Raw genomic sequence first — 20,155 nt, 5'->3', positions numbered from 1 at the left:
CTTATTGTCTGGCAGGTGCCGTCGGGGCTGCTTGCTCGTCCGTGATTTCTTCCAGGGTGCGCACTTCGTCGACATCTTCCTTGGGCACCTTGGTGGTGTCCTTTTCCTTGTCGCTCGGGCGCTTGCCCAGCAGGTAGTAGTCGAGCGCCTTGCGCGCGATCGGCGCGGCCACGCCGGCGCCGAAGCCCGCGTTTTCCACCACGATGGCAATCGCGATGCGCGGCTTGTCGGCCGGCGCGAAGGCCGTAAACAAGGCGTTGTCACGCAGGCGTTCGGCCAGCAGCTTGGCATTGTACTTCTCATTTTTCTTGATGCCCACCACCTGCGCCGTACCCGTCTTGCCGCCCACCGTGTACTGCACGCCGGTGAAGATGCGTGCGGCCGTGCCGCCTTGCTCGCTGGTCACGCCCACCATGGCGCGCTTGATGATGTCGATGTTTTCCTGCTTGAGCGCGATGCGGTAGCTTTCCTTCGGCACCGTCAGGGTGCGCGCGCGCGTGGCGGCGTCTTCGATGATCTTCACCAGATGCGGTTTCATCACCACACCGTTATTGGCCAGGTTGGCCGTCGCGTGGGCGATCTGCAGCGGCGTATACGAGTTGTAGCCGGAGCCGTTACTCACCGAAATCGTGTCGCCGCCCACCCATTTTTTCTGCTGCGGCGTCTTGAAGCGATTGCGCTTCCATTCCGTCGATGGCAGCACGCCCGTCTTTTCGTTATTCAGGTCGATACCCGTCAACTGGCCGAACCCGAAAGGCTTCATGAAGTCGTGGATGGCGTCGATGCCCATGTCGCGGCCCAGCTGATAGTAATAGGTGTTGCACGAGACGACGATGGACTTGTGCATGTCCACCGTGCCATGGCCGCCCACCTTATCGTCGCGGAAGGTATGCCCGCCGAGAATGAAGAAACCGGGATCGGAAATCGACTGGCTCGGCGTGCGTTTGCCCAATTCCAGCGCGGCCAGCGCCATGAAGGGCTTGAAGGTCGAGCCGGGCGCGTAGGTGCCGGACAGGGGGCGGTTGACCATCGGCCGGTCCAGCGAGGTATTGAGCTCATTCCAGCTTTGCTGGTCGATGCCGTCGACGAACAGGTTGGGGTCATAACCTGGCTTGGAGACGTAGGCGAGGATGTCGCCCGTGGCCGGATCGATGGCCACGGCCGCGCCACGCCATTCGCCGAACGCTTCCTCGACCACTTTTTGCAGTTCGATGTCGATCGAGAGAATCAAATTGTTGCCCGGGGTGGCCGCCGTGCGCGACAGGGTGCGCATGGCGCGCCCGCCGGCCGACACTTCCACCTCCTCGTAGCCGGTGGTGCCATGCAGCTGCTTCTCGTAGCTTTTTTCCAGGCCTTCCTTGCCGATATGGTCGGTGCCGTTGTAGTTGGCCGCGTCCTCGCCCTCTTCCAGCGCCTTCGCTTCATTGCGGTTGATGCGGCCGATAAAACCCACCACGTGCGAGGCGATTTCGCCCATCGGATACTGGCGGAACAGGCGCGCCTGCACCTCGACGCCAGGGAAGCGGAAGCGCTGCGCCGTGAAGCGCGCCACTTCCTCGTCCGTCAGGCGCGTGCGCAGCGGCACGCTGACGAAGTTCTTCGATTCTTCCAGCAGCTTCTTGAAGCGGCGGCGGTCCTTGATGTCGATCTGCACCAGGGTCGACAGCTCATCGATCACGGAATCGAGGCTGGCGCTCAATTTCGATGGCGTGATTTCCAGCGTATAGGCCGAGTAATTGCGCGCCAATACCACGCCATTGCGGTCGAGGATCAGGCCGCGCGTGGGCACGATGGGCACCACGGCGATGCGGTTGTCTTCGGCCTTGGTCGCATAATCCTCGTGCTTGATCACCTGCAGCCAGATGAAGCGCGCCAGCAGCAGCGAAAAGCAGACGAAGACGAGCCCGCCCAGGATGGTCAGGCGCATGCGGAAAAAATGCAGTTCGCGCTCGGTGTTTTTCAGTTCAGTCATGGCAGGCGCCCGTCAAATCGGCCGGTTATGGTCACGGTCCACGGCGCGGCGCTGCGGCGCCAGCAAGATCCACGTGACGAAGGGCCACAAGGCCACAGCGACGAAGCTCTCGATGAAATTGAGCCAGCCGGGGAAGCGGCCCGAGACGATCAGCCGCGTCAGCAATTGCAGCGCCTGCGTCAGCAACAGCAGCGGCAGCACGTGCAGCGCCTGCGTCAGGATGGGGAACCACAGCACGCGGCGGTGCATCATGATGGCGAAATACGAGAGCAAGGTGTAGGCCAGCGCATTCTCGCCCAGCAGGGTCGAATCGTGCACGTCCATCATCAGGCCCATGAAGAACGCCACGCCGATGCCGACCTTGCGCGGCTGGTGGATGCCCCAGAAGACCAGCACCAGGGCGACGAAATCGGGAACGCCGACGAACTGCCCCCACGGCAGCAGGTTCAGCAAAAAAGCACACAGCAGGGAAAAACCGATGAACAGGGGGCTGACCGGCAGCAGGATGTAATGCGGGCGGTTCATCGTGTCGCTTCCTTCGGTGGCACGGCGGCAGGTGTTGGTACAGGCGTTGGTACAGGTCCTGCAGGCGCCGCCGGTTTCGGCGCCGGGCCGGCAGGCGGTTTCGCCGCTGGTGCGGTGGCCGTATTGGCGGCAGGTGGTGTCGCAGCGGCAGCCGCAGGCTCCTTGGCAGGGTCCTTGATCGGCGCCATCTTGCCGGCGATCTTGCGGCCCGTCTTGACTTCTTCGGCGGGCGGACGCGGTGGAATGTCCGGCGACGTCATCAAGATGAGCAGCTGGGTGTTGCGTTCGATACCGGCCAGCGGCTGGCACACGACGCGGCCGAACGGACCATGCGCATTGCGCTCGACCAGGGTCACGCGCGCCACGGCCAGGCCCGCCGGGTACAGGCCGTCGAGGCCCGAGGTAATGACGATGTCGCCGATCTGGATGTCGGCGCTGGGGGCCGTGAAGCGCAGCTCCATGGTGCCGGACTTGCCACGGCCGATGGCCACGCTGCGCACGCCATTGCGCAGCAGCTGCACGGGAATGGCTTGCTCTTCATCGGTCAGCAGGGTCACTTCGGAAGTGAACGGGAACACGCGCGTGACTTGCCCCACCACGCCGAGATTGTCGATCACGGGGCGGCCCAGTTCCACGCCATGCTGGATACCGCGATCGAGCACGATCTTGCGCGTGGCCGAATCGCGCGTGTCATACAGGACTTCGGCCATCATGGTCTTGACGGGAACGCGCTCGCGCGCTTCCATCAATTTGCGCAAGTGGTTGTTTTCAACGATATTGAGCTGCGCCTGCTGCAGGATCTGCGCCGAGGCGATTTGCTCGTGTTTCAGGTCGCGCACCTGTTTTTCCAGGGCGGACAGCGAAGAAAAGTAATTGCCGACGCCAAGCGCCACATCGCGCGGCACCAGGGCCGCCATCTGCACCGGATACAGCACGGTGCCGACGGCCTGGCGCACGGCCGTCAGCGCGTGCATGCGCGAATCGACCAGCAGCAGGGCGATTGAAATGCCGGCGAACACCATCATCTTGACGCGGGCGGAGGCGCCTTGTTTGAAAAGTGGCGGAGGACTGTATTCCATGACTTCCAATAATCAGGCCAGGCGCAGTGCGCCAACGTGCAGGCCCCGGTCAGACGCCGGCGCCAAAACCAAAAAAAGGCCGGAGTTGGTTTCCGGCCCTTCTGTCAGATTATTCGTAGGAGAAGATCGAGCCGAGCTTGTCCATACGTTCCAGAGCCATCCCGGAACCGCGCACCACGCAGGTGAGCGGGTCCTCGGCCACCAGCACCGGCAGGCCGGTTTCCTCCATCAGCAGGCGGTCCAGGTCGCGCAGCAGTGCGCCGCCGCCCGTCAGCATCATGCCTTTTTCGGCGATGTCGGCGCCCAGTTCCGGCGGCGTCTGTTCCAGCGCGTTTTTCACGGCCGAGACGATGTTGTTCAGCGGGTCGGTCAGCGCTTCGAGGATCTCGTTGCTGGAAATAGTGAACGAGCGCGGGATGCCTTCGGACAGGTTGCGGCCCTTGACTTCCATTTCCTTCACTTCCGAGCCAGGGAAGGCCGAACCGATGGCCTTCTTGATGGCTTCAGCCGTCTGTTCGCCGATCAGCATACCGTAGTTGCGGCGGATGTAGTTGACGATGGCTTCATCGAACTTGTCGCCGCCGACGCGCACGGAACCCTTGTAGACCATGCCGCCCAGCGAGATGATGCCTACTTCGGTGGTGCCGCCGCCGATGTCAACCACCATCGAGCCAGTCGCTTCGGACACGGGCAAGCCCGCGCCGATGGCCGCTGCCATCGGTTCTTCGATCAGGTACACCTGCGAGGCGCCGGCACCCAGGGCCGATTCACGGATGGCGCGGCGTTCGACCTGGGTCGAACCGCACGGCACGCAAATGATGATGCGCGGCGATGGACGGAAGAATTTCGAGTCGTGCACCATGCGGATGAATTGCTTGAGCATCTGTTCGGTCACGGTGAAGTCGGCGATCACGCCATCTTTCATCGGACGAATCGCTTCGATATTGCCCGGCACCTTGCCCAGCATCTGCTTGGCTTCCTTGCCGACTGCCTGAATGGTCTTCTTGCCATTCGGACCGCCTTCCTGGCGGATGGCGACGACGGATGGCTCGTCCAGGACGATACCGAGGCCGCGTACATAAATAAGGGTGTTGGCCGTGCCCAAGTCAATGGCCAGATCGGTGGAGATATACCTGCGTAAAAAACCAAACATGAGTGTCCTGTAGCGCATCGAGCTGCGCAAAAGCTGTTTATGGGGAGTTTCAAAGCGGGCGCTTTCAGGCACCCTGAAAATCCAAAAGGCGATTTTTCCGGGTTTCGCTTGGCGCTTGCGCAATCTTTTCTATGCTGCGGCAGCAGTCCATCAGCGCCGGCAACGCATTAACCCGCCATTCTACCTTATAATTTGAATGCGATTTGCTCAAAAACCATGGAAAAGTGCGACTCTTGCAGCCGCGAGTTACGCGGCATTCCTCGATTTTTGTGAGCAAAATAGCAGTAAATACCCGCGTTTTATCAAAACGCCAACTTAATACTAATGCGCGGCACTCCGCGCCATTCGCCATGTCCCTGACACTCTCCGACGTAAAACGCATCGCCCACCTGGCCCAACTTGAAATGGCCGACGACCAGGCCGTCACGTCTTTGGCCCAATTGAACAAGATTTTTGCACTCGCGGAACAAATGCAAGCCGTCAATACCGATGGCGTGGCGCCCCTGAGCCACCCGCTGGCCGCCCACATGGACAATATCGCCCTGCGCCTGCGCGACGATATCGCCACGGAACAGAACCGCCGCGATGCCTACCAGGCCGTGGCGCCGAAGGTACAGGATGGCCTGTACCTCGTGCCCAAGGTCATCGAGTAAACACGCCGTAGCGCTGTTCCCGCCTTTTTGCCGAATATCAAAATAGAAACGCCATGCATACAAAATCCATCAAACAGCTGTCCACGCTTTTGCAGAACAAGGAAATTTCCGCCGTTGCACTGGCGACGCATTTCCTCGACCGCATCGAAGCGGACACCTCGAACGCCTTCCTGCACGTCGACCGTGCCCTGACCCTGGCGCAAGCTGCCGAGGCCGACGCGCGCATCGCCGCGGGCACGGCCACGCCCTTGACGGGCGTGCCGATCGCGCACAAGGATTTGTTCGTCACGAAAGGCTGGCGCACGACGGCCGGCTCGAAAATGCTGGCCGACTACGCCAGCCCGTTTGACGCCACCGTGGTGGAGAAATTCCAGGCCGCCGGCATGGTCACCCTGGGCAAGGTCAATTGCGATGAATTCGCCATGGGCTCCGGCAACGAGAACTCGGCCTTCGGCGCCGTGCAAAACCCGTGGGACAAGACGGCCGTACCGGGCGGCTCGTCCGGCGGCTCGGCCGCCGCCGTGGCGGCTGGCCTGACGCCGGCCGCCACCGGCACCGACACGGGCGGCTCGATCCGCCAGCCAGCCGCGTTTTGCGGCATCACCGGCATCAAGCCGACGTATGGCCGCGTCTCGCGCTTCGGCATGATCGCCTTTGCCTCGTCGCTGGACCAGGGCGGCCCGATGGCCCGCTCGGCCGAAGACTGCGCCCTGCTCTTAAGCGCCATGGCCGGCTTCGACGAACGCGACTCGACCAGCCTGTCGCCGGAACAGGGCGGCGTGGCGGAAGATTTTTCGCGTGAACTGGGCCAGCCGCTGACGGGCTTGCGCATCGGCGTGCCGCGCGAGTACTTCGGCGAAGGCCTGGCCAAGGACGTGGAAGCGGCCGTGCGCGGCGCTCTGGCGCAGTATGAAAAGCTGGGCGCCACCCTGGTCGACATCTCGCTGCCTAACACCGCCCTGTCAATTCCCGCCTATTACATGATCGCGCCGGCCGAAGCGTCGTCGAACCTGTCGCGCTACGACGGCGTGCGCTACGGCCACCGCGCTACCGAGTACAAGGACTTGCAGGACATGTACAAGAAGTCGCGCGCGCAGGGCTTCGGACCCGAAGTACAACGCCGCATCATGGTCGGCACCTATGTGCTGTGCCACGGCTACTACGACGCCTACTACCTGAAGGCGCAAAAGATCCGCCGCCTGATCGCGCAGGATTTCGACGCCGTGCTCAATGGCCCGAACGCCGTCTGCGACGTCATCATGGGCCCCGTCGCGCCGACCGTCGCCTGGGACCTGGGCGACAAGACGGACGACCCGGTGGCGAACTACCTGGCCGACATCTACACCCTGTCGACCAGCCTGGCCGGCCTGCCCGGCATGTCGATCCCGTGCGGTTTCGGCGAGGGCGAAAAGAACGCCAAGCGCCCCGTCGGCCTGCAAATCATCGGCAATTACTTTGGCGAAGCCAGGCTGCTCAATATCGCCCACCAGTTCCAGCAAGTGACGGACTGGCATACGCGCAGCCCGGCAGGCATTTAAGAAATAATTCGCGCCGCCCAGGCGGCGCCACCAAAAAATAAGCGAGAACACTATGCAATGGGAAGTCGTCATCGGTCTTGAGAACCACGTTCAGCTCACGACCGAATCCAAAATTTTCAGCGGTTCGCCGATCAAGTACGGCGCCGAAGCCAACACGCAAGCCAGTCCCGTCGACCTGGCGCTGCCAGGCGTGCTGCCGGTCATGAACAAGCAAGCCGTCGACCGCGCCATCCGCTTCGGCCTGGCCGTCGGCGCCACCGTCGCGCCGCACTCGGTCTTCGCGCGCAAAAACTATTTTTATCCCGATTCGCCCAAGGGTTACCAGATCAGCCAATTCGAAGACCCCGTCGTCATCGGTGGCGCCCTGACCTTCGGCTATGAAAAGGATGGCGAATTCGTCACCAAGACGGTCAACCTGACGCGCGCCCACTTGGAAGAAGACGCGGGCAAATCGCTGCACGAAGATTACGCGGGCATGAGCGGCATCGACTTGAACCGCGCCGGCACGCCGCTGCTGGAAATCGTCTCGGAACCGGAAATCCGCAGCGCCGCCGAAGCCGTGGCCTACGCCAAGGCCCTGCACTCGCTGGTCATGTGGCTGGGCGTTTGCGACGGCAACATGCAGGAAGGCTCGTTCCGCTGCGACGTCAACGTCTCCGTGCGCCCCGTCGGCCAGAAGGAATTCGGTACCCGCTGCGAAATCAAGAACCTGAACTCCTTCCGCTTCATCGAGGAAGCCGTGCACGTGGAAGTGCGCCGCCAGATCGAACTGATCGAAGAAGGCGGCAAGGTCGTGCAAGCGACGCGTTTGTACGATCCGGACCGCAAGGAAACGCGCGAAATGCGCAGCAAGGAAGACGCGCAGGATTACCGCTACTTCCCTGACCCTGACCTGCCGCCGCTGGTCATCTCGCAAGCGTGGATCGACACGGTCAAGGCCTCGATGCCGGAACTGCCGGCCGCCATGCGCGCCCGCTTCATCAGCGAATACGCGCTACCGGAATACGACGCGCTGGTGCTGACGCAATCGAAAGCCATGGCCACCTACTTCGTCGCCGTGGTCGACAAGGCTGGCAAGGAAAACGCCAAGGCCGCCGCCAACTGGCTGATGGGCGACGTGTCGTCGACCCTGAACCGCGAAGGCGTGGACCTGGACGACGCCCCCGTCTCCGCCGCGCAGCTGGCCGCCATGCTCAAGCGCATCGCCGACGGCACGATCTCGAACAAGGCGGCAAAGGAAGTCTTTGCCGGCATGTGGGAAGCGAAGTCGGACGACGAAAATCTGGTCGACACCATCATCGACGCTAAGGGCCTGAAGCAGATCTCGGACTCGGGCGCCCTGGAAGCCATCGTCGATGAAGTGCTGGCGGCGAACGCCAAGTCGGTGGAACAGTACCGCGCCGGCAAGGAAGCGGCGATTAACGCGCTGATCGGCCAGGCCATGAAAGCGTCCAAGGGCAAGGCCAGCCCGGCCCAGCTGACGGAACTGCTGAAGGCCAAACTGGCGGGGTAATCTTCGCGAGAGGCATGCAAAAGGACGCTGCGGCGTCCTTTTTTTATGCGCCGCCCGCTTGCGGGTATGATCATGGATTCTTCCACGCACCTGTGAATACGCCATGAACAAGATCAAAACCGGCCTGGTCGGCTACGGCTTTGCCGGCTCCACCTTTCACGCTCCCGTGCTGTCCGCCATCGAGGCCCTGGAGCTGGCGGCCGTCGCTTCCAGCAAACCGGAGCTCGTGCACAAGGATTGGCCGCACGCGACCGTGTATGCCGAGCCCGCGCAGCTGTTTGCCGATCCGTCCATCGAGCTGGTCGTCATCGCCGCGCCCAATGAAGCACATTTCAGCCTGGCGCAAGCGGCCCTGCAGGCGGGCAAGCACGTGGTGGTCGACAAGCCCTTTACCATTTCCAGCTTTGAAGCACAGAGCCTGATCGCGCTGGCCAAAGAGCGCAAACTGGTGCTCAGCGTGTATCACAACCGGCGCTGGGATGGCGACTTCCTGACCCTCAAAACGCTGCTGGCGCAGGGCACCCTGGGGCGCATCGCCAGCGTCGAGTCGCATTTCGACCGCTTCCGTCCCGAGATCCGCCAGCGCTGGCGCGAGTCTGGCGCACCGGGCGGCGGCTTGCTGTACGACCTGGGTCCGCACATGCTGGACCAGGCCATGCAGCTGTTCGGTCAGCCGGAAAAACTGTACGCCGATATCGCCCTGCAGCGCGACGGCGCGCAGGCTGTAGATTATATGCACCTTGTGCTGTACTACGACCGGCTGCGCGTGGTGCTGCAAGCGGGTTGCCTGGTAAAGGCGCCGACGGCGCGCTTCGCCGTGCATGGCGACAAAGGCAGTTTTGTGAAGTTTGGCCTCGACCCGCAGGAAGACGCCCTGAAGGCAGGCGGCAGGCCGGGCCAACCCGGCTGGGGAGTGGATCCCGTGCGCGGCGCCCTGCACCTGGGCACGCAGCCGGACGGCCATTTCGAACACCTCGAGATGCAAGCGGGCCGCTACCAGGACTTTTACCAGGGCATGGCCGACGCCATCCGCCACGGCGCACCGGCGCCCGTGGCAGCCGAAGATGCGGCGGCGACGATACGCCTGATCGAACTGGCGCTGCAAAGCGCCACCGAAGGGCGCGTACTCAAGGTCAGTTGATGACGAAGGCCAGCACCACGGCGCCCAGCGCCAGCAGAGCCAGGCCGCAAATGAACAGCAGTTCGCCCCACCATTCGTAGCGCAAGCGCGATTGGCCGGGGCGCAGCGACATGAACGAAAGCACGGCGCTGACGAGAAAGACGATGGCATCGACGGCCAGCAGCTTGTCGATCGCCACGCGCACCTCGCCGCGCGGCGCCAGGTGGCCGATCGACAGCACCGTCATGCATACGCCCACCATCGTCGCCGACGTGGGCAAGATATGGGCAGACAAACCGCGCGCCGGCACGCCCCGTTCGGGCGCCTTGCCGTCGCCCGGCATCAGGTCCGGCCCTGGTTCGTTCCCGCCGGCCAGACCAGCTCCACGCGCGTGGACCTGCCCGCCTTGACCTGCACCTTGCGTTCCAAGGTCTTGCCGGCCAGGGTGGCGCGCAGGCTGTAGCTGCCCGGCGGCAGTTTCGCCAGCAGGAATGGCCCGCTGGCCGTCGTTTCCAGCACCTGCGCACCCTTGGCGTCGCTGATCTGCAGCTTCACGTCGGAGGCAAATTCCGCCTTGCCTGCCGCCTGCACGGAAAACACCAGGCTCAGGGGCCAATGCCGGCTGGCGCTCTTGATGGCCGTCGACTCGTCGAGGCCGATGCCGCCGCTCAGGTACTCCACCGCCCCGCTCTTCTGCACGGGCGGCAGTGCGTTATCCGTTTGCGCCTGCGCCGCACTTCCCAGCAACAGCCCGGCGGCCAGCATTGCCGCCGCCAGGCCCAGGGTACCGCGTCTGTTTGATGCCATCTCACTCTCCTCGTGTCGGTTGAATCAAGATAGGAAGCGCAGCTTAGGCAGGACTTAGGAAACCATCAACGCCGGCGCATGGCCTCGGCGATCTTCTGGTCCGTCTTGAACTGGCTCAGCGCATATACGGCCCAGATCGTCGCTGGCAGCCAGCCGATCAAGGTGATTTGCAGGATCAGGCAAATGATGCCGGCGATCGGACGGCCGATCGTGAAAAAGGTCAGCCACGGGAATATCAGGGCAATCAGCAAGCGCATCGTTCGTTCCTTCAGTATTCCCCTGCGCCGCGGGGACCGGGCCGGCATGCGGCGGTAAAATCCATTGACCTGATTATAACGATACCTGCGCCTCACGCCGCGCGGGTGCCAGTTGTTTTTCCATCCATGCCAGGATGGCGGCGAAGATCTCCTCGCGGTTCAGTTCATTGAAATTCTCGTGATAATTGGCCGGATAGTAGTGATAGTCGAGCAAGCCATCGGGCAGGCTGCGCAGCATGCTCTCCGTGGCGCGGCTGTCGGCCAGCTTGTCGTCACCGGCCACCACGGCAAACAGGGGGAAACGCCAGCCCGACAAGCCACCCGCCAATTCCTTTTGCGCCGACGTCAAGGCATGGGCGAAGCGCACCGAGGCGGCACTGGCGCGGATGCCGTCGCGCTCATCCTGGAAATGGCGCGCGGTGATGGTCTGGTCGTGCGTGAGCAGCATGGTCAGATTCCCCAGCGGTACCTTCATCGTGGGGAAGCGCTGCGCCAGCCAGCCCGACAGCATCTGCAGCACCTTCGGCACGGGAATCGCATTCACGTAATACGGCGATGAGATGACAAAACCCTTGATGGCCGGGTCGCCCGCAAAGCGCCGCAGCCCCAGATGCGTGGCGATCAAACCGCCCATGGAGTGGCCCATGACGAAAATCGGCACGCCTGGATACGCCTGCTTGACCCAGGCGAGGAACAGCTCTTCGTCGTCGAGAAAAGCCTCGAACGATGGGATATCGACCTTGCGCTGGCCATCGTGGCCCACCATGTCGAAGCTGACGGTGGCGATGCCGTGCTGGCGGAAGTACAGCGCCGGCGTGACGTAGTCGCCCGCATGCGCCATGCCGCCGTGGATCGCCAGGATCACGGCACGTGGCTGTTGTGGCCCTGGCGGCTGCCAGATGTGGATGGGCCGCTCGACCTGGTCGCTGCACCGCAGGCTGGCCATCTTGTCTTCTGAAAAACGCATCGCTGCTCCTGTCATGCCCTGTCACGCCTTCAGGTGATCGATCAACTGACGCGCATACAGGGGTAATTCGCTGAACTGGCGCACGCAAATCGTCAGATTGCGTACCGACCAGGGATCGGATAATTCCAGGCAGCGCAGCGCCATCGTCTGCTGGCAGCGGCTGGCAGCCGCCAGCGGCACCACGCTGATGCCCACGCCGCTGGCCACCATGCGGCACACGGCATCGAAGCTGCGCAGGCGCACGCGCACCTTCAATGGGCGCCCCAGGCGCGCCGCATGCATGCCCAGATACTGCTGCATCGCGCTGTCATCGGCCAGGCCGATGAAATCGTGATCCAGCAGCGTGGAAAACGCGACGACACCATCCTGGCCCAGCGCGCGGTGGTGCACGCCGTCGGCCGCCGCGATGACCACCAGGCGGTCGGGGCGAAACAAAAACGTCTGCAAGCCGCGCATGTCAACCGAGTCGGAAACGATGCCCATGTCGGCCAGCCCTTCCGAGACGGCCTTGACGATATCGTAACTGAGGCGCTCTTCCAGGTCGATGGTGAGGTTCGGATGACGGTCGAGAAAAGCGCCCAGCGCCTCGGGCAAAAATTCGCTGAGCGCCGCCGTATTGCACAGCAGCCGCAACTGCCCTTTCAAGCCGCGCGCAAACTCACCAAGCTCGCCGCGCATTTTCTCCATTTGCAGTAAAACGAGGCGCGCGTGATGCAGCAAGGTCTGGCCCACGGGGGTCGGCTCCACGCCGCGCCGCCCGCGCAGCAGCAAGGGCATGCCCAGCATCTCTTCCATGCCGCGCACGCGCGCACTGCTTGAGGCCAGCGCCAGGTGACTGCGCGCGGCGCCCGCCGTCAGGCTGCCCGCCTCCACCACGTTGACAAACAGCTGCAAATCGACCAGATCAAAGCGCATGGCGGCTCTCCTTTTCGCCATCTTATCAGCCTTCGTATTTTACAGAGGCTGACTCAAAATAATCCACCTTGGTGAAATCCGCAAGCGCGCGCAGAATCCACGCAAAATCACTGTGGGATGAAAAAGATGGAGACGTCATTTCTGCTGGCCGTCGGCGCCAGCTTCCTCGTCGCTGGCTTCGTCAAGGGCGTAGTCGGCCTGGGGCTGCCGACGGTGGCCATGGGCACGCTCAGCCTCGTCATGCCGCCCGTGCAGGCGGCCGCCCTGCTGATCGTGCCGTCGATGGTGACGAACGTATGGCAGTTGGCCGCAGGCCCGGGCCTGCGCGCCCTGCTGCGGCGCCTGTGGCCCCTGCTGGCCAGCGTCATGGCGGGCACCCTGGCGGGCGGCACCCTGCTGCCAAAGGATAGCGGCACCTGGGCCGTCGTCGCGCTGGGCGTGGCACTGATGCTGTATGCGCTAGCGGGACTGTTTTCGCTGCAGCTGCGCGTGCCGGCGCGGCACGAAGCGTGGCTGGGGCCCGTGGCAGGTGCGGTGACGGGACTGGTGACGGCCGCCACGGGTGTCTTCGTCATCCCCGCCGTGCCGTATCTGCAGGGACTGGGGCTGGCGCGCGATGCGCTGGTGCAGGCGCTGGGCCTGGCGTTTACGGCGTCGACCGTGGCGCTGGCGGCCAGCCTGGCCCTTCACGGCGACTTCAGTCTCGGTGCGGCCGGCGCGTCGGCGTATGCGCTGCTGCCGGCGCTGGCCGGCATGCTGGCCGGTCAATGGCTGCGCGGACGCATCGCGCAGCCGGTATTCAAGCGATGCTTTTTTATCGGCCTGTTCGCCCTGGGTTTGCATGCGGCGCTCAAACCATGGCTGGCGTGATGATGCAGATAGACTGGCAAGGGGACAGCGCGCTGTGCGCGTGGATCGACGGCCAGCAGGTGGCCATGCTCGACATCAGCAAGTGCGCGAACGAAGTGACGGTGAACATGCTGTTCGTGAAACCGCCGTTCCGCCGGCGCGGCATCGGCGGCGCACTGCTGCGGCGGTTATTGCAATGCCATCCGCAGGCCAGCGCCGCCTGCAGCGACCCGCGGCTGCGGGCCCTGCTGGACAAGACTACTTAAATGCCATAGCGGGTGCGGTATGCCGAAACAGCCTCTTTATGTTTCAACAGTTCCGGATCGGCGCCCGCGCCATTCAGGTAGCCGAACAAGTCGTCCAGGTTGCCGATCGAGATGACGGGGATGCCATACTGTTTCGACACTTCCTGCACCGCCGAACTTGGCGACAGCTGGCCATCCGGGCCCGAGCGCTCCATGCGGTCCAGGGCGATCAGCACGGCGCATGGCTCGGCGCCGGCGGCGCGGATCATGTCCACCGATTCGCGCACCGAGGTGCCGGCCGAGATCACATCGTCAATGATGACGACTTTGCCATGCAATTTGGCGCCGACAATGGTGCCGCCTTCGCCATGGTCCTTGGCTTCCTTGCGATTGAAGGCGAACGAAGTGTTGCGGCCCTTGCCAGCCAGCGCCACGGCGGTGGCCGAGGCCAGGGTGATGCCCTTGTAGGCGGGACCGAACAGCATGTCGAATTCCACGCCCGAGTCGAGCAGGGTCTGCGCGTAGAACTGCGCCAGCTCGGCCAAGGTGGCGCCGTCATGGAACAGGCCCGCATTGAAGAAGTATGGCGACTGGCGTCCGGCCTTGGTGGTGAACTCGCCAAACCGCAAGACTCCCTTGGATACTGAAAACGCGATAAACTGCTGGCGTAAATTATTCACATTAGCCTCATTTTTTAAAAGTGCCTGTATTTTAATCCGCGCGCACCGGCGAGACAATCGCCATGCCGCGCCCGCCGGCCCCGTCCAGCGCCCTTTCACTCTAGACCTATGCCAAAAATTATCTCCGCCAACCTGAACGGCATCCGTTCCGCCGCCAAAAAAGGCTTTTTCAACTGGATGGGCGCGCAGACGGCCGATTTCATCTGCGTGCAGGAATTGAAGGCGCAACTGCCCGACATGACGCCGGAATTCCTCAACCCGCACGGCTATCATGGCCATTTCCACTATGCCGAGAAAAAGGGCTATTCCGGCACGGGCGTGTACAGCAAGGTCGAACCGGACGCCGTGCATATCGGCTTCGGCAGCCCTGAATTCGACGCCGAAGGCCGCTACGTGCGCTGTGATTTTGGCAACCTTTCCGTCATTTCCGTGTACTGCCCGTCCGGTTCGTCCGGCCCGGAGCGCCAGGAAGCCAAGTTCCGCTTCATGGAACTGTTCCTGCCGCACCTGCTGGAATTGAAGGCGCTGGGACGCGAAGTCGTCATCTGCGGCGACTGGAACATCGCCCACCACGAAATCGACCTGAAGAACTGGAAGGGTAACAAGAAAAATTCCGGCTTCCTGCCGGAAGAACGCGCCTGGCTGACGCGCGTCTTCGACGAAGTGGGCTTTGTCGACGTACACCGCGGCCTGGACAAGCGCGAAGACCAGTACACGTGGTGGAGCAACCGCGGACAAGCCTACGCGAAAAACGTGGGCTGGCGCATCGACTACCACGTCGCCACGCCCGGCATCGCGGCCCAGGCGCATACGGTCAGCGTCTACAAGGACGAGCGCTTCTCCGACCACGCGCCGCTGATCATCGACTACACGCTCAAGGCGTAAGCGCCGCTACAGGCTGCGCCGGCTTTCAAAATGGCGCGGCGCGCCGCTCAACGGGTCCGTGAAATCGATCGCGCGCGCCAGCAACTGCAAGGGCTGCGACATATCGTCGTCCTTGCACGGCAGGGCCACCGGGTAAAACGCATCGTTGACGATGGGGATGCCCAGCGACGCCAGGTGCACGCGCAGTTGGTGCTTGCGGCCCGTGTGCGGCTGCAGCCGGTACAGATTCAACTCGCCACGCCGCTCGATCACGTCGATGACGGTTTCCGAGTTCGGCTCGCCCGCTTCCTCGCGCATGAGGAAAAACTGCTCACCCTCGACCATGCGGCTGCGATAGGTAAATGGAAAATCGCGGCCATCGAGGCGCGGCGCCAGCGCCTCGTACGTCTTGCGCACTTCGCGGCGCTGGAACAGCGATTGATAGGCGCCGCGACTGGCCACCTGGCGCGAAAAAATCACCACGCCAGCCGTCTCGCGGTCGAGGCGGTGGATCGGCGTCAGGTCGGCGCAGTCCAGGGTTTTCTTCAGGCGCGTCAGCAGGGTCTCCTGCACGAAGCGTCCGGCCGGCGTCATGGGCAGGAAGTGCGGCTTGTCGACCACCACCAGGTGTTCGTCCTGGAACAGGATCTCTTCCTGGAAGGGGATAGGCGTTTCCCGCTCCAGCTCGCGGTAGTAAAAAATGCGCATGCCGCGCTTGTAGGCGCTGCCGGGTGCCAGCACGGCGCCGTCGCCGTTGACCACTTCGCCGCGCGCCATGCGGTCCCGCCATTGCGCGGCGCTGATCTGCGGATAGCGCTCCAGCAGAAACGACAGCATGTCGGGCCATTGCCCTTCCGGCAGCCACAGGTAGCTGGGCGCCACACCGTCGCGCATGGGCAACGGCGCCGCTGCCGGCTTGTTGCCGGGACTGCGTACAGACATCCTAGCGCTGCGCGATGGCGTTGCTGCGGTATGGCGGCAAGGCGTCCACGCTGACGCCCTTGCTGCGCGCATACAGCGGCAGCACTTGCGCCATGTGGCTGTTCATCTGCGAGATGCGGTCCTTGCCCGACGGGTGAGTCGAGAGGAATTCCGGCGGCGCGCCCGCGCTCACGGCAGCCATCTTCTGCCACAGCACGACGCCGGCGCGCGGATCGAAACCGGCGCGCGCGGCCAGGTCCATGCCGATCAGGTCCGCTTCACGTTCATCGTCGCGCGAGAACTTCAGCATCACGCCCTTGGCCGCCATGTTCGTGGCGGTGCTGGTCAGATTCGGGTCGACGCCGAGCCAGGCCGACAGGCCGGCGCCCACCAGCTTCGAGCCGACGGCGGCCAGGTTGCCCTTGCCAGCCTGCGCTTGCGAGTGTTCGCGCAAGGCGTGCGAAATTTCATGGCCCATGACGACGGCCACTTCATCGTCGGTCAGGTTCAGTTTGGTGATGATCCCGCTGTAAAAAGCGATTTGCCCGCCCGGCATGCAAAAGGCGTTGACCTCGTCCGAGTTGAGCAGATTGATCTGCCAGTTCCAGTTGGCCGCCGCGTCGTTCCAGCGCGTGGCAAACGGGATGATGCGCTGGGCGATGGCGCGCAGGCGTTTCACTTGCGGATCGCTGTCCGGCACCAGCGCATTTTTTTCCTTCGCTTCGTTGACCAGCTGCGTATATTGCTGCTTCGATTCCGCATTGAAATCGGTGCCGCCGGCAAAGATGCGCGACGTCGACAAGGGACGCACCTTGATGCCATCCTGTACCGTCGCCTGCTGGGCGTGGACGGACAGGGGCGCCAGCGCCGTGACCGCGCACAGGCTGGCCAGGGCGGTGTAACGTTTAAGGGATATTGGTGCCATTGGCAGACCTCCATGGAGCGATTTTAGGCAGCATCATCATGGCCGGGAAGGCCAGGAAGAAGCACACGATGAAAAACGAGAACCAGCCCAGCTCGGCGACCAGGAAGCCCACCGAGGCATTGATCAGGGTGCGCGGCACGGCGCTCAGGCTGGAAAACAGCGCATATTGCGTGGCCGTGTAGCGCGGGTCCGTGGTGCGCGACAGGAACGCGACAAAGGCGGCCGCGCCCAGGCCCAGGCTGGCGAAAGCTTCAAAACCGATCACGGCGCTCAATAGCATGGTGTTCGGCCCCACCTGCGCCAGCCAGGCGAATCCCAGAATCGCGATCGCCTGCAGCGCGCCAAACACCCACAGGCCCCGGTTGATACCCAGCTTGAGCATCCACACGCCGCCCACCACGCCGCCGGCCAGGCTGGCCCAGAAACCCGTGGTGTTGGCGGCCAGGCCGATCTGCGTCATGGAAAAGCCCAGGTCCAGATAAAACTTCGTCGCCAGCGCCGTCGCCATGCTGTCGCCGATTTTATAGAGTAATACGAAAGCGAGAATCCACATTGCGTTACGCCAACCATCACCCGCGATGAATTCCTGGAATGGCAAGATGATCGCTTCGCGCATGGTCTTCGGCGGCGAGCCATACACGGTCGGCTCCCTGATCAGCAGGGTGCACACGAGGCCAGGCAGCATGAAGGCGGCCGTGATCCAGAACACGGGCTGCCACGGCATGCGGTCGGCCAGGATCAGCGACAGCGCGCCCGGCACCATGCCCGCCACCTTGTACGCGTTGACGATGACGGCGGCGCCCAGGCCCTGCTCGTTATCGCTGAGGATTTCGCGCCGGTAGGCGTCGATGACGATATCCTGGCTGGCAGACAGAAAGGCCACGCCGCCGGCAGCGGCCGCGATCAGCCCGATCTGCGTGAGCGGATCGAGCATGCCCATGCCGCCGATGGAAAAGAACAGCGCCACCTGCGTCAGGGCCATCCAGCCGCGCCGGCGTCCCAGGCCCAGGATGCGGTAGCGGTCCATCAGGGGCGCCCACAGGAATTTCCAGATATACGGGAACTGCACCAGGGCGAACAGCCCCAGCGCCTTGACGTTCAATCCCGACTTGGCCAGCCATGCCTGCAGCAGATACAGCAGGATGAACAGGGGCAGGCCGGAACTGAAGCCCAGCACCAGCACGGCCAGCATGCGGCCATTGGCATAGGAACGCCAGCCTGGCGCCGGGATTGTGGTCATCAATGCACCGCTTTTTTACGCAGGCGGAAGACGGCCAGGTCGCCGCGCAGGTTCGGCAGCACGGAAACCATCTTGCCTTCGGCCAGGGCCACGCATTCGATCACTTCCAGGCCGCATTCCTCGGCCAGTTCGCGGAAGTCGTTGATCGTTGCGCAGCGCACGTTGGGCGTGTCGTACCACTGGTAGGGCAACGATTTCGACACGGGCATGCGCCCTTTCAGCAATGCCACGCGGTGCGGCCAGTAGGCGAAGTTGGGGAACGAGACGATGGCTTCGGCGCCCACGCGCACGATGTCGCGCAGCAGCGGCTCGACCTGCTTCATCATCTGCAGGGACGACAGGCACAGCACCGTATCGAAGCTGTTGTCGCCAAAGACGGCCAGGCCCTTTTCCATGTCCTGCTGGATCACATTGACGCCGCGCAAAGTACTGGCCAATACCTTGTCGTCGGCGATCTCGATGCCGTAACCGCTGCACTCCTTGTCGCTTTGCAGGTACTGCAGCATCACGCCGTCGCCGCAGCCCACGTCCAGCACATGCGCGTTGTCCGGCACCCAGTGGGCGATGAAGGCCAGGTCGGGGCGCAGCGCGCTCAATTCGTCAAAAGTCATGCGGTCTCCTTCGCGCCCTGGCGGACGGCGGTGTGCTGTGCAGGAGCGGGCAAGCCCGCCCCGATGTCGTTCCATACCTGGCCATAGTAGGCGCGCACCATGTTCATGTAGCGCGCATCTTCCAGCAGGAAGGCGTCGTGGCCGTGCGGCGCGTCGATTTCCGCATACGTGACCTGGCGGCGGTTGCAGACGAGCGCTTCGACGATTTCGCGGCTGCGCTCGGGCGAGAAGCGCCAGTCGGTGGAAAACGAGGCGAGGAAGAACTTGGCCTTGGTGCCCGACAGGGCCTTGGCCAGGTCGCCGCCGTGCGCGCGCGCCGGGTCGAAATAATCGAGCGCCTTGGTGATCAACAGATACGTGTTGGCGTCGAAGTATTCGGAGAATTTGTCGCCCTGGTAGCGCAAATACGATTCGATCTCGAAGTCGATGCCGAAGCCGAACTTGTAATCGCCCGTCTGCGCCGCATCGCGCAGCTTGCGGCCGAATTTCTCGGCCATGTCGTCATTCGACAGATAGGTGATATGGCCCACCATGCGCGCCACGCGCAAGCCGTTCTTCGGCACCACGCCGTGGGCATAGAAGTCGCCACCATGGTAATCGGGGTCGGACAGGATGGCCTGGCGTGCCACATCGTTGAAAGCGATGTTTTGCGCCGACAGCTTGGCCGTCGAGGCGATCACCACGCAGTGGCGCAGGCGCTCGGGGAACATGATGCTCCACGCCAGCGCCTGCATGCCGCCCAGCGAGCCGCCCATCACGGCGGCGAACTGCGTGATGCCCAGTTCATCGGCCAGGCGCGCCTGCGCGCTGACCCAGTCTTCCACCGTGACGACGGGGAAGGAGGCGCCATACGGCTTGCCGGTGGCGGGATTGGTGTGCATGGGGCCCGTCGAACCGAAGCAGGAACCCAGGTTGTTGACGCCGATGACGAAGAATTTGTTGGTGTCGAGCGGCTTGCCCGGTCCCACCATATTGTCCCACCAGCCCGTGCTTTTCGGCTCGTCGGCGTAGACGCCGGCCACGTGGTGCGAGGCGTTCAGGGCGTGGCAGACCAGCACCGCATTCGATTTGTCGGCGTTCAGGGTGCCGTAGGTTTCATACATCAACATATAGTCTTGCAGCGATGCTCCGCTTTGCAGCTGCAAGGGTTGCGCAAAATACATGGTTTGCGGCGAAACAATTCCAATGGATGACATGTGTGTCGGTTTATAAAAGGGGGGCGGCCCCACGGGCCATGGTCGATGCAGCACCGCGATGATAGGTGCTGCAACTTTAGCATCAGGACACCTCTTGCCGCGCGCGAGGTGTCCTGATGCTGATA

Annotated in this window: 22 protein-coding genes; 7 read left to right on the top strand and 15 right to left on the bottom strand. The window is 63.2% G+C overall.

Features of this window, described 5'->3' with window-relative positions; all coding sequences use genetic code 11:
- Position 1: 1 nt before the first annotated feature.
- The 4 genes from mrdA to VPH40_RS25660 form a co-directional block, all read right to left on the bottom strand.
- Positions 2-1,972, bottom strand: a complete 1,971-nt coding sequence (mrdA, locus tag VPH40_RS25675; RefSeq protein WP_289919737.1) for a penicillin-binding protein 2 — start codon at positions 1,970-1,972, stop codon at positions 2-4.
- Positions 1,973-1,984: 12 nt separating this feature from the next.
- The gene (mreD, locus tag VPH40_RS25670) at positions 1,985-2,497 is read right to left on the bottom strand and encodes a rod shape-determining protein MreD (RefSeq protein ID WP_035824494.1); all 513 of its coding nucleotides are present in this window, start codon (positions 2,495-2,497) and stop codon (positions 1,985-1,987) included.
- Positions 2,494-3,576, bottom strand: a complete 1,083-nt coding sequence (gene mreC, locus VPH40_RS25665) for a rod shape-determining protein MreC (RefSeq protein WP_099665544.1) — start codon at positions 3,574-3,576, stop codon at positions 2,494-2,496. The genes mreD and mreC overlap by 4 nt, the downstream gene beginning before the upstream one ends.
- A gap of 109 nt (positions 3,577-3,685) precedes the next feature.
- The gene (locus VPH40_RS25660) at positions 3,686-4,729 is read right to left on the bottom strand and encodes a rod shape-determining protein (RefSeq protein ID WP_010393186.1); all 1,044 of its coding nucleotides are present in this window, start codon (positions 4,727-4,729) and stop codon (positions 3,686-3,688) included.
- 350 nt (positions 4,730-5,079) lie between these two features.
- On the opposite strand from VPH40_RS25660, the gene gatC reads away from it, so the two are divergent.
- The 4 genes from gatC to VPH40_RS25640 all read left to right on the top strand — a co-directional run bounded on the left by gatC (position 5,080) and on the right by VPH40_RS25640 (position 9,574).
- Positions 5,080-5,382 (top strand): Asp-tRNA(Asn)/Glu-tRNA(Gln) amidotransferase subunit GatC, encoded by a 303-nt coding sequence (gene gatC / locus VPH40_RS25655; RefSeq protein ID WP_077399414.1) that lies wholly within the window; start codon positions 5,080-5,082, stop codon positions 5,380-5,382.
- Between the two features lie 53 nt (positions 5,383-5,435).
- A complete protein-coding gene (gatA, locus tag VPH40_RS25650) occupies positions 5,436-6,920 on the top strand; it encodes an Asp-tRNA(Asn)/Glu-tRNA(Gln) amidotransferase subunit GatA (RefSeq protein ID WP_099665545.1) in 1,485 nt (494 codons plus the stop codon).
- A 37-nt stretch (positions 6,921-6,957) separates the two neighbouring features.
- A complete protein-coding gene (gatB, locus tag VPH40_RS25645) occupies positions 6,958-8,433 on the top strand; it encodes an Asp-tRNA(Asn)/Glu-tRNA(Gln) amidotransferase subunit GatB (protein WP_328574936.1) in 1,476 nt (491 codons plus the stop codon).
- Between the two features lie 103 nt (positions 8,434-8,536).
- A complete protein-coding gene (locus VPH40_RS25640; RefSeq protein WP_251350974.1) occupies positions 8,537-9,574 on the top strand; it encodes an oxidoreductase in 1,038 nt (345 codons plus the stop codon).
- Here VPH40_RS25640 and VPH40_RS25635 read toward each other — a convergent pair.
- The 5 genes from VPH40_RS25635 to VPH40_RS25615 all read right to left on the bottom strand — a co-directional run bounded on the left by VPH40_RS25635 (position 9,567) and on the right by VPH40_RS25615 (position 12,499).
- Positions 9,567-9,896, bottom strand: coding sequence for a hypothetical protein (locus tag VPH40_RS25635; RefSeq protein ID WP_099668255.1), 330 nt, complete (start codon positions 9,894-9,896; stop codon positions 9,567-9,569). The two genes, VPH40_RS25640 and VPH40_RS25635, sit on opposite strands and share 8 nt — an antisense overlap.
- On the bottom strand, positions 9,896-10,360 hold the full coding sequence (locus VPH40_RS25630; protein WP_328574862.1) for a carboxypeptidase-like regulatory domain-containing protein: 465 nt from the start codon (positions 10,358-10,360) through the stop codon (positions 9,896-9,898). Before VPH40_RS25630 ends, VPH40_RS25635 begins: the two co-directional genes overlap by 1 nt.
- Before the next feature lie 65 nt (positions 10,361-10,425).
- On the bottom strand, positions 10,426-10,617 hold the full coding sequence (locus VPH40_RS25625) for a YqaE/Pmp3 family membrane protein (protein ID WP_077399393.1): 192 nt from the start codon (positions 10,615-10,617) through the stop codon (positions 10,426-10,428).
- 73 nt (positions 10,618-10,690) lie between these two features.
- Complete coding sequence (locus tag VPH40_RS25620; protein WP_328574861.1) at positions 10,691-11,584, bottom strand: alpha/beta fold hydrolase; 894 nt, start codon at positions 11,582-11,584, stop codon at positions 10,691-10,693.
- A gap of 21 nt (positions 11,585-11,605) precedes the next feature.
- Positions 11,606-12,499, bottom strand: coding sequence for a LysR substrate-binding domain-containing protein (locus tag VPH40_RS25615; protein ID WP_070222806.1), 894 nt, complete (start codon positions 12,497-12,499; stop codon positions 11,606-11,608).
- A 126-nt stretch (positions 12,500-12,625) separates the two neighbouring features.
- On the opposite strand from VPH40_RS25615, the gene VPH40_RS25610 reads away from it, so the two are divergent.
- Positions 12,626-13,369, top strand: coding sequence for a sulfite exporter TauE/SafE family protein (locus VPH40_RS25610; protein ID WP_328574860.1), 744 nt, complete (start codon positions 12,626-12,628; stop codon positions 13,367-13,369).
- On the top strand, positions 13,369-13,614 hold the full coding sequence (locus tag VPH40_RS25605) for a GNAT family N-acetyltransferase (protein WP_289919758.1): 246 nt from the start codon (positions 13,369-13,371) through the stop codon (positions 13,612-13,614). The genes VPH40_RS25610 and VPH40_RS25605 overlap by 1 nt, the downstream gene beginning before the upstream one ends.
- Here the strand turns inward: VPH40_RS25605 and pyrE are convergent.
- Positions 13,611-14,273, bottom strand: a complete 663-nt coding sequence (pyrE, locus tag VPH40_RS25600) for an orotate phosphoribosyltransferase (RefSeq protein WP_035824465.1) — start codon at positions 14,271-14,273, stop codon at positions 13,611-13,613. The two genes, VPH40_RS25605 and pyrE, sit on opposite strands and share 4 nt — an antisense overlap.
- Before the next feature lie 108 nt (positions 14,274-14,381).
- On the opposite strand from pyrE, the gene VPH40_RS25595 reads away from it, so the two are divergent.
- Entirely contained in the window at positions 14,382-15,158 is a 777-nt protein-coding gene (locus VPH40_RS25595; RefSeq protein ID WP_251350969.1) for an exodeoxyribonuclease III, read from the top strand.
- Between the two features lie 6 nt (positions 15,159-15,164).
- Here the strand turns inward: VPH40_RS25595 and VPH40_RS25590 are convergent, their stop codons facing one another.
- The 5 genes from VPH40_RS25590 to metX are packed head-to-tail and all read right to left on the bottom strand — an operon-like array spanning position 15,165 to position 20,030.
- Positions 15,165-16,079 carry a pseudouridine synthase gene (locus tag VPH40_RS25590; protein ID WP_328574859.1) on the bottom strand — a complete coding sequence of 305 codons (915 nt, stop codon included), beginning with the start codon at positions 16,077-16,079 and terminating at the stop codon, positions 15,165-15,167.
- A 1-nt stretch (position 16,080) separates the two neighbouring features.
- On the bottom strand, positions 16,081-16,983 hold the full coding sequence (locus tag VPH40_RS25585) for a M48 family metallopeptidase (protein ID WP_328574858.1): 903 nt from the start codon (positions 16,981-16,983) through the stop codon (positions 16,081-16,083).
- Positions 16,964-18,223: an AmpG family muropeptide MFS transporter gene (locus tag VPH40_RS25580; RefSeq protein WP_328574857.1), complete on the bottom strand. Its 1,260-nt coding sequence runs from the start codon at positions 18,221-18,223 to the stop codon at positions 16,964-16,966. The genes VPH40_RS25585 and VPH40_RS25580 overlap by 20 nt, the downstream gene beginning before the upstream one ends.
- Positions 18,223-18,834 carry a methionine biosynthesis protein MetW gene (gene metW, locus VPH40_RS25575; RefSeq protein WP_099665555.1) on the bottom strand — a complete coding sequence of 204 codons (612 nt, stop codon included), beginning with the start codon at positions 18,832-18,834 and terminating at the stop codon, positions 18,223-18,225. Before metW ends, VPH40_RS25580 begins: the two co-directional genes overlap by 1 nt.
- Positions 18,831-20,030, bottom strand: a complete 1,200-nt coding sequence (gene metX, locus VPH40_RS25570; protein ID WP_099665556.1) for a homoserine O-succinyltransferase MetX — start codon at positions 20,028-20,030, stop codon at positions 18,831-18,833. The genes metW and metX overlap by 4 nt, the downstream gene beginning before the upstream one ends.
- Positions 20,031-20,155 lie beyond the last annotated feature (125 nt).

The sequence above is a fragment of the Janthinobacterium sp. P210005 genome (genome assembly GCF_036231865.1).
GTDB classification, from domain to species: Bacteria; Pseudomonadota; Gammaproteobacteria; order Burkholderiales; family Burkholderiaceae_D; genus Janthinobacterium; species Janthinobacterium kumbetense.
Note: the sequence above shows the minus strand (reverse complement) of the source record. Positions and strands in the feature narration are given on the sequence as shown.